Raw genomic sequence first — 14,410 nt, 5'->3', positions numbered from 1 at the left:
CGGGCCCTGCCCGCTCTGGCGAAGACGCGGCCGATCCGAACGCCGCAACGGTCCGAGCCCGCGGCGGCCCGGACCGGCGGGCGCCCTACCTGTCGCGGAATGCCCAAGCGTCGGCGAACATTTCGTGCAGGGGACGCGGCGGCAGAATCACGTCGTAGGGGCCGAGGATCTCCTCGTAGCCGACTTCGATGAGGTAACGGGGCAGTTTCGCCGACTCCAGCGGCAGGTGGGGTTTGGTCAGCTTGTCGGCCCAGCCGCCGGGGATGAACGCGGTGCGTCCGGCGCGGGAACGGCGGTCTTCGACGATCAGGCCCCCGGCGAGGAGTTCGGCCTGGGCCTGCTTGTGGCGGGTTGTCGTCCAGTCGTTCCAGCGGCGGATGTTGCGATCGGTGGGGCGGGCCAGGGTGAGCAGTTGCAGCAGGAGCGTGGCGGCGTCCTCGCCCGTTCCGGTCTGCGCGCGGACGTGTTCGACCAGGTCGGGCACGCTCTGACGCGGATCGGCCTCGTAGTGCCCGGGAGCTACCGGGGTCGTGGCGGCGCGGTCGATGAGCACCTCGAGGCCGGAGATCATCGCGAGTTCGCGGCGGATCGCGTCCGCGAGTTTCGTGTAGCCGTGGGTCGCGCAGGTCGCGAGCGTGTGGTCGACCCGCTCGGGGTCCAGCAGCGCGACAGTCCGCAGTATCGGCTGCACGAGCCGGACCGCGCCGTCGACGATGAGCAGTCCGTCGTCGTAGACGGTGCTGCCCACCGGGGCCGAGGCATAGCGCTCCGGTCCGAAATGCGCTGCGGTGAGCATGAAATAGCCGGGGCAGACCCGGGTATCCGGTGCGCGCAGGCCCGCTCGAATCCGTTCGAACAGCTCGGTGGCTCCCCGGCAGGCGGGGTCGTGGAGCGGACGCTCGGTCAGCGCCCACACCACCGCAGTCGCCATGCTTCGGAAGCGGTTCGAACGGGCCAGGATCGTCGGGCGGGAGTCCGGCGCACCGAGCAACACGCCTTCTCTCGCGGCATCCGGGCTGTCCTGATGTGCGAGGGCCCGAGCGTAGTACGACGACAGACCGGTGGCCGCCTCCAGTTCGGCGGTGAGATCCTCCGGCACCCGAGGTCGCGTGCCCAGCAGCTCTGTCCACACCGCGGCCATCCGCTCCGCGGCGGCCAGATCGCCCGCCTTGCTCCACAATTCGGCGGGATCATCGGGCATACCCGCGGCCACCAGCCGCAGGCAGCCCTCGAATCCGAGCTGACGGGTGTATTGCTCGTACTGCTCGGCAACCTCGGAATTCGCACCGTACGGCTTGGTCCGGACCAGTTTGGAATGCGCGGCGCCCATGGTCGCGAATCCGCCGCCGAGGTGGGCGCGACGGGGCATGCCGTCCAGCACCAGTCGAGCGACGGGCTCACGAACGCCGGTGCGCTCGACGAACAACCGGACAGCGGGCAGGCCAGGGGTGCGAACACCGTTGCGCGCGAGCAGTTCCAGGACAGTGGTCAGGTAGGCGGCATCGTTCCGGGTGACCGTGACGGTTCGGACGTCGGTGGCATCGGGCGGAATCGCGGCGTCCGCGGGCTGGAGGAAGCCCTTGCCCACCGCGACGGTACGGTCGCCCGAGACCGCCGGGGCCGTCCCCACCCGCCAGGCACCGGGCCGGGCGAAAGGCTGTTCGGCCCACTCGGTCAGCAACGCGATCAGCGCCGCGCGGTCGGCGTCCGGGGTACGGGCGTTGAGTGCGCGCCAGGCCACCGCATCGATGTTTCCGAGCAGGGGAGTCCAGTCCTGCGGTGGAGCGGGCGGGCTCATGCGGCGGACGGAGTCGTCGATCTGCCCGGCCAGGAAACGGCCGTCCGCGACGATGGCGGTGAGGGTCGCGGGCGCCACCGCGGGGTACGAGCGCGAGTCGTGATCGAGCAGCCCGAGCAGGGCGGGCAGCAGCTCGGAGTCGGGTACCGGTGTCCGGGGTGCGGCAAGCGCACCGGCTCGGACCGATGCCACGCGTGCGGAAATGATCTCCCGCTTGCGCACCAGCCGCGTGGCTCGATCGGCGAACTCCCGTACCGACTCTGCGAGAACGGGATCGGTGACCGCGGACGGCGATATGCCGGCCAGCAGCGCGAGCACCGCCGCCACGTCGATGGTCCGCAGCGCCCGGGAACCGGCCGGATCGCGCGGGGTGAGGAAATGCCAGAAGGCCGGGGGCGGGAACATCGGCAGCCGTGCCCGGTCGCCGGTGACCTCCGATCGCCAAGTGGGGAACGAACGGACCTCCCACAGCGGCGACTCGGCGTCGTAGCCGCGCATCAGGCCGAGAACATTCGACTCGACGCGGGTCATGACCAGTTCGGCGCCGCCCTCGGGCATGCGGACCAGGCCCCACGGGTCACCCAGTTTCGGCCCACCCGCGAACTCGGCCCGGCGGGCATCGATGCCCTCCACTACAAAATCCGCGGGGTAGCCGCGCCGGTCGTTCCTGGTGATGCGATATCCGCTCTGCCCGGACACCGCGCCCAGCGGCGAGTCGATCACCCCCGCGGGCAGCCGTGCGTACGACAGCAGATCCCACGCCGGGACCCTGCCGGGCGGCAGCGGCTTCTTGGTGTGGAAGTCCGGTAGCTGCGCCGACTCACCCCGGTTGCCGGTCGCCTGGTCGATCTCGGCCCAACCACCTGATCCGGCGCGGAGACCGTTCGAACTCCATACCCGCACACCGTCACTCATCTGACCGTCGCAGTCACCGACGCCGTAGCGGTCGCCGGGCCGCAGCAGGTGGGTGCCATCGAGCCGGCCATTCGCGGTGGCGAACCTGTAGCCCAAATCGCCGATGCACCCGTTCCCGAGGGGAGCGAAGTCGCACACGGTGTCCGGGGTGAAACGCTCCTCGGGCGCATTGGCCCAGAACGCTTCCTGCACGCGCAGCGCCGGTGCGAAACGGCTCGGCGGCACCGGTTTCGGGACCTCGCCGTAGCCGATCAAGAACTCGCCCCCGGCGTAGAACACCGCGTGCCCACCGACGTCCGGGGGCAGGGTGAACGTGGTGTCGGCGATCTTTCCGTGCGGGTCTATCACCACCGCGCGGTCGTCGCCGTACACGGTGAGCATCGGCCAGGTGGCGGTCACGCCCCGCACCACGCCCACTTCGGCGATCGCGGTATCCAGCGCGGGCCAGCACAATTCGTGCGGGATTCCCGCACGCAGGGTCCACAGGAGGGGATCGACGCCGTCGAGACTTTCCAGTGCCTGCTCGATACCGTCGAGCGCGCGAATGGTCGGCTGATCCAGCAGCTTGTCGAGTTCGTCGATCGCGGCTTCGGCGTCGAGCAGGCTGTTGCCCGCCACGCGATCCATCACCGCGACGATGCGGGCATGCACCTCGCGTTCGATGCCGGGGTTCTCCGGCAGTCGGCCGATCGCGGTGCTGGTGGTCCGCGCATCGGCGTGCACGACGCGTTCGAGTCTGCGGCCCAGGACCGGGTGGGCCGCGAGTGCGCGCAGGTCACGGCGCGAAGCCGGGCCCCAGAATTGCATCTGGACCTTGTCCGCGCCCGCGATGCCGACACCGTGGGCGAGCAGCAGATCGGCCAGGTCGGCATCCAGGTAGGCGAACCAGCGGCCCGACGACAAATCCACCGGCACACCGGCTTCGACCAGTCTCGGCCCGATCCGCTCGACCACGTCGAAGAGTTCGGCGGGCATCTGCTGGATGGTCACACCGCCGTAGGGCGCCCTGATACAGCAGTACATGTGGAAGAAACGGCTCACCCAGCCCGCCAATCCGCGTGTGGGCGTGAGGGTTCCGGCGGCCATGGCCTCGACCGCGCCGGCGGCGTCGAGCATACGCAGCAGCGCGGCGCCGGTGGAGGCGGTCTCGGGGAACAATTCCACCAGCGGCGCGGGGTCGGCGGGCCGCACTCGCGCGAACACCTTGGCCGCGCCGTCGAGCAGGCCGTCGGACACCTTGGCAGAGGTGCACGCCGCGAGCACCGCCGTCAGAACGCGGGAGTCCTCCCCGTATCCGAGGCCGGCGTCCTCGGCCGAGGCTCGTACCCGGCGCGGGATGTCGGCGCCCAGCGCCGCCCCACCCTGGGCCAGCGCCACGAGCAGGGCCGTGAAGTCCCGATGTGCCTCGTGCGCCGACCCGACGGTGGCCAGCCAGCGCTGATGGGCCGCGACCTCCGCCGTCGGAAGCGCACCCGCGCGAGCGAAGATCAGCGCGTTCGCGCGATGGAAGTCCACGTGCACGGGCAGCGAATGCGCACGCTCGGCGGCCCGCGCACGACCGTAGGCGGTGGCGGCGGCCCTACGAAATCGCTTCCCCCACCGGAAGCTACCCGTGTGCGCACTCAGCCAGTGCCCCACCGTGTCCCAGAACCAGGGCCGATGCGCTTCGGGCAGGCGCTCGGCCTCCCGCGCCAGCGCGTCCACGACCGCCCCCGGTTTGTCGGTGCCGTGCACAGTGCCCCGGGCCTCTTCGCTGAGCGTTTCCGCGGCGTCGGCGACGCCGGGATCGAACTGCCGAACCCACTCGGCGTATGACGTGGAATTCTCCGGATCCGACGGCACCAAGTTCGGCATGGCCGAATTGTGCCAAAGGGCAACGACACCCAATCGCCCAGCGGTTATGGGCGAGCACCGGACCCATCCTCGCTCGGCGGGCCGAGGCTGAAATGAGGCCGAAACCAAGGAAGAGGACGCGGCGCCGACGTCCGAAGAACACTCGAAACTCGACAACCGGCGGGGGGCCGCGGTGCTGCACAGATCTGCGAAAGATGCTGTAGCACAGCATCCGCGAGCAGGCACGACGGAAGCGTGACGCCGCCGCGCCCGGACGCACTCAGCAGTTCGGGCTGTTCATGATCTTGATCTGGGTGACGGTCTTGTACAGCAGCGTCGCGTAGTTCGGGGTGATGCACTGGGTCGAGCCGTCGGAGAACTTCAGCAGCGCACCGTCGTCGTTCCTGGTGTTGACCACGCGGAGGGCGCCACGACTGTTCGGGCCGAGGGTCTGCCAGTAGCCCATGTCCTGATACATCGCCGTGGGGTGGTTGGTCGCGACGTCGTTACCGGTCTTGTAGAAGCACACGTACGGGTAGTTACAGCCGAACTTGCTGTCGGCCGAAGCCTGCGTGGCGGCCGGTCCCGCGATCACGCCCAGGCCCGCGATCAGCAGGGCGGCGGTGGCGGCGAATCTTTTCATCATCGTTAGCGCTCTCTATTTCTCCAACAACCAAGCGAATGCTCGGTGCTGCCGAGAATCATTATGCTGCAGCATAATTGGCTCAACCCCATGGAAATGGGGGCTGGCCGAGCGCCCGCCGATCCGGGACTCACGGACGGTGGTCGCCGCCATCGCGGCGCTTGGTGTAGACGTTCTTGACATCCGCGCTGAACCGTTTGGCGGCACGCTGGGCCTGTTGGCCACGTTCGGACGCGAGCGCCTGGCGCGCCGACTCCCCGGTGTGGCGGGCGACAGCGCGGCCGCGCTGCCGGATCTGGGTCGCCCGGTCGGAATCGAGCAGGTGCTGGAGGCGATCGCTGTCGGCGAGTTGGCTCGCCTGGTCCCGGACCGCGCGGGTCGTGGTCTGGGCGGTCCCCAATCCGTTTCGCGCGGTGCTGATTCCACGCCGCACCGTGGCGTTGTCGCGTGCCGCGTCCCAGGACCGTTGATACCGGCCCGCGCGAATCACCACCGTCCCCGCCAGTCTGTCGATCAGCGTCCTGCGTCCGGCGGCGGCCAGGAAGACGGCGTTCACGGTCAGGACGCCCACCGCGACCAGCCAGAGCACGAAGGAGAGGGCGAACTCGCCGGCGAGCAGGGCGATGCAGGCGATCGAGTAGATCCCGACGTCGGTCATCGTGCTCCCGAAGGCCCGCGCCGCCGCCGGCCAGGCGCCGAGCCCGCTGTCGGGGCGGAGCCTCGGGGCCACCCGGACATCGGTGAGCATCTTGCCCACCGTGCAGCCCTTCCACGCCAGGCTCACGAACCGATAGGCGAAGGTGACCACGATCAGGGCGACGAACGCCTGGATGACGAAGATCAGGACCTGGCGTACGACATCGGTCCCGAACTGCTTTCCGGCGCCGCCCCAATCACCGCGCGAGCCGAGCACATCGCGCACGCCGGTCTGCGTGAGTTCCGGCCAGCTCGACAGGTAATCGGTGGTTCGGTAGTGCGTACCCCAGGCGAGCAACGCCGCCACCCCCAGGATGAGTGCGAAGTCGGCGATCCAGCCGGCCAACTGCCGAGCGAACGGTGCTGCGAGGGGAGTGGCCGGGGCACTGGTCATCGTCGTACGCATCTCTATCCGGAATCCGATGCGCCGACTGCCCGTCGGCGCATCTCGTGCGCGACAATTGTTGTCCTCGACGCGTAATCGATTCCGCCTATCGCACTGCGCCCGATCATTTACGGCGTATGTTTCCGAATCCGGGAGTTCGCGCGCGATTCATACCGAAAGACTTCCAGAACCCTGCCGTCCAGCATGTTCCGAAAACCGCCACGCGTTGCCGGCGGACACTGGCAATCGACACGGTTCAGGGGATCGAACAGAAAAGGACCCCAATTTCTCTGCTTTACAAAGAAATTGGGGCCCTGCTGTGTCGAGAGGGGGACTTGAACCCCCACGTCCCTAAGGACACTAGCACCTCAAGCTAGCGCGTCTGCCATTCCGCCACCCCGACCGGTGGTGCTCGACTACAGTAGCCGAGCTGTCGCCCGGATGAGAAATCGGCTGGTCAGAGGCTACTTGTTCATGAAAATGCCTGCGATGTCAGCGTTTTTGATGGGGGTCTCGCTGTTGGCCTGGACCTGGCACAGGGCCTGCACCGTGCTCATCGTGAAATCGACTGAGGTGCCGGTGGGTTCGTTGTCGTTGCCTGTCTGCTGCTTGATGAACTTGGTGACGGTGATCCGCTGGGAGTCCGGCTGCTGGGACAGGTACTCGCTGCACTTGGTGTCCCCGCCCTGATTGAGCGCGCGCTCGACTTCGGTACAGCCGGACAGCACCGTCACGGCGAAGAGGGCGGCGGCCGCGCCGGCCGTCCATCGCAGGGTCTTCATGGTCGATCCTCTTTTCGAATACCGCTGGTCGCGCGCGGCGGATTCGGACCGCCGCGATCGCCGATCAGCGTAGAGCGGCGCGATCGATCGGCAATCCGGACTCGACCCTGAGATTTGTCCGATTCGATGTGATTTGCGTCACACACGTGCGCATGTTTCGGGGGGTGCGTAGGGCATGGTGGTGGGATGCCCACTCCCGCCACGGACATCATTCGGGTGCTCGGCGCCCGCGAGCACAACCTGCGCAACATCTCGGTCGAGATCCCCAAGAACAAGATCACCGTCTTCACCGGCGTCTCCGGCTCCGGCAAGTCCTCCATCGTGTTCGACACCATCGCCGTGGAATCCCAGCGCCAGCTGTACGCCACCTTCCCAGCCTTCATCCTGAACTTCCTGCCGCGCTACGAACGACCGCACGCCGAGGCCATCGAGAACCTCACCGCGCCGGTCATCATCGATCAGAAGGCCGTCGGCGGCGGTCCGCGCTCCACGGTCGGCACCATGACCGACATCTACGCGCTCATCCGAGCCCTGTTCGCGCGCTTCGGCTCGCCCTCGACCGGGCTCGTCTACGACTACTCCTTCAACACCCCGCAGGGCATGTGCACCGAATGCGACGGGCTCGGCATGAGCGTCACCGTCGACCCGGACAAGCTCGTCGATCGCAGCAAATCACTGAACGAGGGCGCGATCCTGCTGACGGGTTACGCGGTGGGCAGCGGGGATTGGCAGCTCTACGGCAACTCCGGGCGCTTCGACCTGGACAAGAAGCTCGCCGACTACACCGACGCCGAATGGCACGACCTGCTGCACGGCACCGGCGGCAAGGTGGAACTGACCTTCAACAAGGGCACGTGGAAGGCGAATTACGAAGGGCTGGCGGACAAGTTCACGCGCTCGCGGGTCAAGCGCGACACCTCCGGGCTGTCGGAGAAGACCCGCGAACAGATCCAGAAGTACCTCACCGAGGGCGTGTGCCCGGCGTGTAATGGCGCGCGGCTCAACGCGAAAGCGCTCGCCACGAAGATCAACGGCCGCAACATCGCCGAGTGGACGCGCCTGCAGATCACCGATCTGCTCGAGGTGCTCGGCGAGGTCACCGATCCCGCGGCGCAGGGGCTGATCGACGCCACCCGCGTCGCGCTGGGCCGGGTCGCCGACATCGGCCTGGGCTACCTGAGCCTGGATCGCCCGACCGCGACGCTGTCCGGCGGCGAGGGCCAGCGCCTGAAGATGATCAAGCACCTGGGCAGCACGCTGGTGGGGATGACCTACATCTTCGACGAACCCAGCGTGGGCCTGCATCCGCGCGATGTGGGGCGGCTCAACCACATGCTCGAAGCGCTGCGGGACAAGGGCAACACCGTGCTGGTCGTCGAACACGACCCCGATGTCATCCAGATCGCGGACCACATCGTCGACGTCGGCCCGCGCGCGGGCGCGCACGGCGGCGAGATCATGTTCACCGGCAGCTTCGAGGACCTGCGCCGGGCGGAGACCCTCACCGGGCAGGCGCTGCGCCGGGCGTTCGCGGTCAAGGAGATCTTCCGGGCCGCGACCGGGGAGCTGCTCGTGGAGAACGCGACCTCGCACAACCTCAAGAACGTGTCCGCGCGGATTCCGACCGGCATCCTGACCGCCGTCACCGGCGTGGCCGGATCGGGCAAGAGCAGCCTGATCCGCGCCGAGTTCATGAAGCGCTATCCCGATTCGGTGTTCGTCGATCAGTCCGCGATCGCGGCGTCCTCGCGCTCCACGCCCGCGACCTACCTCGGGCTCATGGACCCCATCCGCAAGCTGTTCGCCAAGGCCACCGGCGAGCCCGCGAGCCTGTTCAGCTTCAACTCCGACGGCGCGTGCAAGGAGTGCGAGGGGCGCGGGGTCATCATCACCGAGGTCGCCTACATGGACCCGGTGACCACGCACTGCGAATCCTGTGACGGGCGGCGCTTTTCCGACCGGGTGCTCGCACTCACCCTGCGCGGCAAGTCGATTGCCGATGTGCTCGAGATGTCGGCCGAGACCGCGGTCGAGTTCTTTCCGGAGAAGGCGCTGAATGCCAAGTTGCGCACCATGATCGAGGTCGGGCTCGACTATCTGAGCCTGGGACAGGCGATGAGCACGCTGTCCGGCGGCGAGCGTCAGCGCATCAAACTGGCCACGCAGCTGCAGAACAGCGGCAGCGTGTACGTGCTGGACGAACCGACGACCGGCCTGCACATGTCCGATGTGGACACCCTGCTGCGACTGATGGACGGACTGGTCGAGCGCGGCAACACCGTGATCGTCATCGAGCACAATCTCGACGTGGTCGCGCACGCGGACTGGGTGATCGATCTCGGGCCGGACGGGGGCAAGAACGGCGGCGAGATCGTGTTTACGGGCACGCCCGCCGAGCTGCTGCGGGACCCGGATTCGCTGACCGGGCAGTACCTGCGGCTGTACAAGGACGGGTCCGCGGTTCGGGGCGCGTGAGGTGACGGTGTGCGGTGGCACAGGGTGCACGCTGTGCCACCGCGCACGGGATATCGCCCGGTCCGGGCCGCCGTCGAGGTGAACCGACACTGTCGTGACCGCCCGCGCCGCCGAGTTCGGCGCGGGCGTCACGCACGGTCGGGATCCACCCGGAACGTGCCGCGCAGTTCGGCACGTTCCGGTTCCCGCGGCTCAGTGCGAGTGTTCGCTCGCCAGCGTGGCACGCCAGATTCTGGCCTCGGCGAGGTTGCCGCGACGTTCGAGCACCTCGGCGAGACCGGCCACCGCGCGGGTGTCGCCGTGGTCGGCCGCGGTCCGCCACCAGCGTTCGGCCTCGGCGAGATCGCCCTGCCGCAGCAGCACCACCGCCAGGTCGTAGGCCGCGCCCGTGTGGCCGGAATTGGCTGCCTGCCGCCATAATTCGTGGGCCTGGTGATCTTCGCCGCGGCCGTGCATGGCCACGCCGAGGTCGTAGAGCGCGCGCCCGTAGCGGCCGGCGTCGGCGGGCGGAATCGGGTCGGGCGGGGTCGGCGCGGTGCGCAGTTCCACGACCAGTTCGGTGAAGTCCGCGGGGCCGACCCCGGTGCTGCAGTGCAGGACCGCGCAGGTGGGCTCGCGGGTGACGAGCATGCCGTAATTGCCGGTCCAGGAGATGATCTCGCCGAACTCGTCCACCCACACCGGGGTCAGGGCGATGCTCGCCGCGGCGGAGGCCGGGCAGATGCGCAGCTCGATGCCCTCGGCCATGGCATCGGTCCAGACGTCAACCCCCCGCAACTGTCTGCCGTTCAGGAGTACGTGACCGTCCTCGACGCCGAGTCCGATGCCCAGCCCGTGCACCCCGCGCCGGGGCCCGGCGGCGCGCAGCGTGAGGGTGATCGTGGTGGGGGAGACGCCGAGCGCGACCGTGTGGACCGGGTAGACGCTGGCTCCGTTCCAGGTCAGGGGCTCGGCGCCGTCGTATAGGGCCGCCAGCGGTAGGTCGGGTGCGAGGTCGAATCGGTCGGTCACGGTCGAGGAGGCATACGAGAGCGACGTGTTCACTTGCCCCGCCTTTCACCGGTGCTCGGGTGAGTTTCGGGCCCACCGTAGTACTGATTCGCCCCGATGAACCCCGTATTTGCCAGGTGTCTTCGGCACACACCGGCTGGACGCTTGACCTGGGATGTTGGACAGTTTTCAGCAGGTCGCTCGACGTGTTGCACCGAAACACGCGGTGTGTCGTACCTGCGACAGCGCAAGCGTCATGTTTACTCGACGCCGACGTACCAGCGAACGAGTGAAAGGTAAGGACATATGGCTCTGCCCACAATGACCCCCGAACAACGCTCCGAGGCGCTGGCCAAAGCCGCCGCGGTTCGCAAGGCCCGCTCGGAATTGATCGCGCAGGTCAAAAAGGGATCGGTCAGTCTGGCGGAGGTGCTCAAGCGCGCAGACAAGGAAGACCTGGTCAAGAAGACGAAGGTGGCGGCCGTGATCAAGGCGCTCCCGGGAATCGGCCCCGTCAAGGCCGCGAAGCTGATGGATGAGGCGGAAATCCCCGCCGACCGCCGCATCGGCGGTCTGGGCTCTCGCCAGCGCGCCGCGCTGCTGGAGGCGTTGACCAACTGAGTTGATGGGGGTCGCCGACCGGGCTCGATCCGAGCCCGGCGGCAACCGCCCGCACCACCGCGGACCACCCGAAATAGGCCGATTTTGTTTCGGACGGTCCCATCCGATAATCTTGCGGAGCACACCGGTCGGGGTGGCGGAATGGCAGACGCGCTAGCTTGAGGTGCTAGTGTCCTTAGGGACGTGGGGGTTCAAGTCCCCCTCTCGACACAGATACTCGCCGGATTCTTTGCAGGACAAAGAATCCGGCGAGTTTTTTGTTTCCGGCGTGCGCACGACTACGTCGCGACGGACAGGAATTTCATCGGTCCCTTGTCCGCGAACTTGTCACTGACATTGCCCGCGATACCGCCCTGCACGGCCAGATCCCCGATGAGATCGAGTTTCGTCTGCGGGCTGCCCGCGCTGAAGTCCAGGTCCGCGAGATCGACCCAGACCACGTTGGGGCGGGTCGTGGACTCGTAGACGTACCGGCGGTTGGTCAGATCCAGCACCACCTGCCAGAGGGTCTGCGAGGCGTCGGGTTTGCCCGGGTCCGGGATGCGGAAGGGCTGTGCGGCGTTGCGCATCACCGAGAACATCGCGGCGATCGCGGCGACCTGGTTCTCCGGGTGCGGCAGGCGGCCGGAGTAGTAGGAGGCGCGGGCGAACCGGTCGGCGGGCAGCGTCGACCCGGGCAGCGGATCGCCGCCCCCGAGTCCCTCGAACCGTTTCACCAGCTCGAGCTGCTGATCGAAGGTCGGGGAGTTCGTCATCACCCGGTAGTCCGGGGAGTGATAGACCTTCGGCTGCCCGTCGATGTATTCGATGATCGCGGAGTCGCCGGTGGCGTCGTCCAGGGCCAGGTGCAGGCCGGGGCGCACACCGCCGGTGGGGTCGTCCATCTGCACGACCTGCACGTCGGTGTCGGCGATCCAGGCGACGGCCTCGGCGACGGTGGCGAAGTTGTCCAGGAAGTACTGCAACCAGACGGCTTGGCTGAGCTGGGTGCGCGCGGGGTCCGGGTCGCCGTAGGTGGATTCGGCCAGCCACAGGATGTGACCGGCCAGCCCGCGCTCGTTCATGCCGTCGACGGTGGTCATGTCGAAGGCCGCGGCGATGACGCTGCCGTATTCCGAGGTCCAGGTGAGCGATCCGGACACCCCGTCGTCGCGCTCGACCCCGCGCGGTTGCTTCCACAGGTTGGTCATGAGGTCACGCGCGAAGTCCATGTTCCGGCCCACCAGGACCGCCCCGCCCGCGTCGGGCCACAGCACTCGGGTACACATACGACAGGTCCGCCTTCCCACCTCGATGTTGGGGGCCGTTCTCGTCCTGTCGAACAGGTTAGTGCTGGTCAACAGCTATTCACGGGTAGGCCCAGTGGGGCCGGTGGTTCGCGGGCCGGGTCGCCTGGACGTGCGGCGAGGCGGCACCCGGCCGGAACGGCGCCGGGGTAGCGGCACGGGGTCACTCGGCGGGTTGCCACCGGTGACTGGGCTGCCTGTGGCCGGGTGACGGGTCGATGAAGGCGTCCATCACCAGGTGTATCGCGGCGACGACGGCGTCGGCCCCGACCTCGGGCCGGGCATCGAACGCGTCGTACTTCAGCGCAGACGAACCGTGGATGATCAGCTCGTCGGTGTCCGGCGGGTAGAAGCCGAAACCCACGCCGTCGGTGCGCTCGGTCCACTCGTCTCGCGTGGAGTAGGCGGTGTCGAAGACGCCCGGGCCGGGAAACGTCACCATCGCGTCGGCGACCGCGCGGGCTATCAGGGTTTGCACGACTGTTTCGATCTCCAGCCGGGACCCGCGCAGACCGAGCAGCTCGGACCAGTCCCCGAAGGTCGACCGGCGCAGCGGCAGGCTCTCCGGCGGACCGACGACCCACCCGCGAGCCCACCGCCCGATCCCCGAGTCCACGGTGAAAACCCAACTGCGGGACTCGAGTTCCTCGCGCGCGCGTTCGCGGCGCCGGGTGTCCTCGGCGTAGTACGCGGCACGGAACTCCGGCGTCTTGCGGTCGACGACCCGGGATCCGCGCTGCTGCTCGTCCCTGACGTCCCAGCGATTACGGTGTGCGTTGCGCCTGTCGGCGGCCTTCTCCCCACTCATGGTCGTACAGTACCGATTTCGCGATCTCGGCTTCCTTGGCCGCGGCTTCGCTCATCGAATCATCAGATACCGACGAGGTTTTCGGGGTCCCCGCCCTGCGGATGCGCGAAGGCCCGCGGCTGCCTGCCGCGGGCCTTCGGGTGTATCGGTTCGGTGCTGCGAGGGCAGCGACCGGGTCAGTGCTTCTTCTTGCCGAAGGGCTGGAATTGGACCACCAGGACCACGATCGTGCCGACCACGAAGCCGATGATCGCCGAGACGGTGGTGTTGGCGAGCCAGGCCAGGACGCCGCCGACGCCGCCTACCGCGTCGCGGATCGCTTCCTCGGCGTCGTGGACCCAGCCGTAGGGGGTGTGCCAGCCGAGGGTGTCGGTGCCGGTCAGCAGGATGTGGCCGCCGACCCAGAGCATCGCGACGGTGCCGACGGTCGACAGGACCGACAGGAGTTTGGGCATCGCCGAGACCAGGCCGCGGCCGACGGTCTGGGCGAACGACGAGGAACGCTGGGCCAGGGCCAGGCCGGCGTCGTCCATCTTCACGATGATGCCGACCACGCCGTAGACCGCGGCGGTGATGACCAGGGCGACCGCGATCAGGATGATCAGGCGCGGAACGAAGGGCTGGTCGGCGACCTCGTTGAGGGCGATGACCATGATCTCGGCGGAGAGGATGAAGTCGGTGCGGATCGCGCCGGCGGTCATCGCCTTCTCATCGGCCGGGCCCTTGTCCGCGGCCGCGTGATCGTCGTGGTGCAGGAATCGGCCCAGGACCTTCTCCGCGCCCTCGAAGCACAGGTAGGTCGCGCCCAGCATCAGGATCGGGGTCAGCGCCCAGGGTGCGAACTGACTCAGGATCAGGGCCGCGGGCAGGATGAACAGCAGCTTGTTGCGCAGCGAGCCCAGGGCGATCCGCTTGATCATCGGAATCTCGCGGTCGGCGGTGATGCCGTGCACGTACTGCGGTGTCACCGCGGTGTCGTCGATCACGACGCCCGCGGCCTTGGCGGTCGCCTTACCGGTCGCCGCGCCGATGTCGTCGATGGACGCTGCCGCGAGTCGGGCCAGAGCCGCAACATCGTCGAGAAGTCCGAACAGGCCTGCACTCATGAAAGGGAAGGTTACCGGCTGGTCCGGGCCCGGTCGGCGTGCCGGTCGATCGGGTCGCGCCCGTGCGGGCCC

At 68.1% G+C, this 14,410-nt stretch carries 10 protein-coding genes and 2 tRNA genes; 3 read left to right on the top strand and 9 right to left on the bottom strand.

The genetic code is table 11. The annotated features are described in order from the left end of the window. Positions 1 to 85: 85 nt before the first annotated feature. The 5 genes from ACWDOP_RS30175 to ACWDOP_RS30155 form a co-directional block, all read right to left on the bottom strand. On the bottom strand, positions 86 to 4,567 hold the full coding sequence (locus ACWDOP_RS30175) for a hypothetical protein (RefSeq protein WP_456347756.1): 4,482 nt from the start codon (positions 4,565 to 4,567) through the stop codon (positions 86 to 88). A 259-nt stretch (positions 4,568 to 4,826) separates the two neighbouring features. Next, positions 4,827 to 5,192, bottom strand: coding sequence for a hypothetical protein (locus ACWDOP_RS30170; RefSeq protein WP_456347755.1), 366 nt, complete (start codon positions 5,190 to 5,192; stop codon positions 4,827 to 4,829). A 127-nt stretch (positions 5,193 to 5,319) separates the two neighbouring features. Next, positions 5,320 to 6,279, bottom strand: a complete 960-nt coding sequence (locus tag ACWDOP_RS30165; protein ID WP_456347754.1) for an RDD family protein — start codon at positions 6,277 to 6,279, stop codon at positions 5,320 to 5,322. Positions 6,280 to 6,590: 311 nt separating this feature from the next. Further along, a tRNA-Leu gene (locus ACWDOP_RS30160) sits at positions 6,591 to 6,673 on the bottom strand. 61 nt (positions 6,674 to 6,734) lie between these two features. Next, positions 6,735 to 7,052 (bottom strand): hypothetical protein, encoded by a 318-nt coding sequence (locus tag ACWDOP_RS30155; protein ID WP_456347753.1) that lies wholly within the window; start codon positions 7,050 to 7,052, stop codon positions 6,735 to 6,737. Positions 7,053 to 7,238: 186 nt separating this feature from the next. On the opposite strand from ACWDOP_RS30155, the gene ACWDOP_RS30150 reads away from it, so the two are divergent. Further along, positions 7,239 to 9,527 (top strand): ATP-binding cassette domain-containing protein, encoded by a 2,289-nt coding sequence (locus ACWDOP_RS30150; protein WP_456347752.1) that lies wholly within the window; start codon positions 7,239 to 7,241, stop codon positions 9,525 to 9,527. A gap of 192 nt (positions 9,528 to 9,719) precedes the next feature. Here the strand turns inward: ACWDOP_RS30150 and ACWDOP_RS30145 are convergent, their stop codons facing one another. Next, positions 9,720 to 10,571 (bottom strand): tetratricopeptide repeat protein, encoded by an 852-nt coding sequence (locus ACWDOP_RS30145; RefSeq protein ID WP_456347751.1) that lies wholly within the window; start codon positions 10,569 to 10,571, stop codon positions 9,720 to 9,722. Between the two features lie 252 nt (positions 10,572 to 10,823). On the opposite strand from ACWDOP_RS30145, the gene mihF reads away from it, so the two are divergent. Further along, positions 10,824 to 11,138, top strand: coding sequence for an integration host factor, actinobacterial type (mihF, locus tag ACWDOP_RS30140; protein ID WP_354990665.1), 315 nt, complete (start codon positions 10,824 to 10,826; stop codon positions 11,136 to 11,138). Positions 11,139 to 11,265: 127 nt separating this feature from the next. Then, positions 11,266 to 11,348 (top strand) — tRNA-Leu (locus ACWDOP_RS30135). Between the two features lie 68 nt (positions 11,349 to 11,416). Here ACWDOP_RS30135 and ACWDOP_RS30130 read toward each other — a convergent pair. The 3 genes from ACWDOP_RS30130 to ACWDOP_RS30120 all read right to left on the bottom strand — a co-directional run bounded on the left by ACWDOP_RS30130 (position 11,417) and on the right by ACWDOP_RS30120 (position 14,338). Further along, a complete protein-coding gene (locus ACWDOP_RS30130) occupies positions 11,417 to 12,406 on the bottom strand; it encodes a linear amide C-N hydrolase (protein ID WP_456347750.1) in 990 nt (329 codons plus the stop codon). A 181-nt stretch (positions 12,407 to 12,587) separates the two neighbouring features. Beyond that, positions 12,588 to 13,232, bottom strand: coding sequence for a hypothetical protein (locus ACWDOP_RS30125; RefSeq protein ID WP_456347749.1), 645 nt, complete (start codon positions 13,230 to 13,232; stop codon positions 12,588 to 12,590). Positions 13,233 to 13,408: 176 nt separating this feature from the next. Next, positions 13,409 to 14,338 (bottom strand): DUF808 domain-containing protein, encoded by a 930-nt coding sequence (locus tag ACWDOP_RS30120; protein ID WP_456347748.1) that lies wholly within the window; start codon positions 14,336 to 14,338, stop codon positions 13,409 to 13,411. Positions 14,339 to 14,410: the final 72 nt, after the last annotated feature.

The sequence above is a fragment of the Nocardia sp. NPDC003693 genome (genome assembly GCF_053981095.1).
Note: the sequence above shows the minus strand (reverse complement) of the source record. Positions and strands in the feature narration are given on the sequence as shown.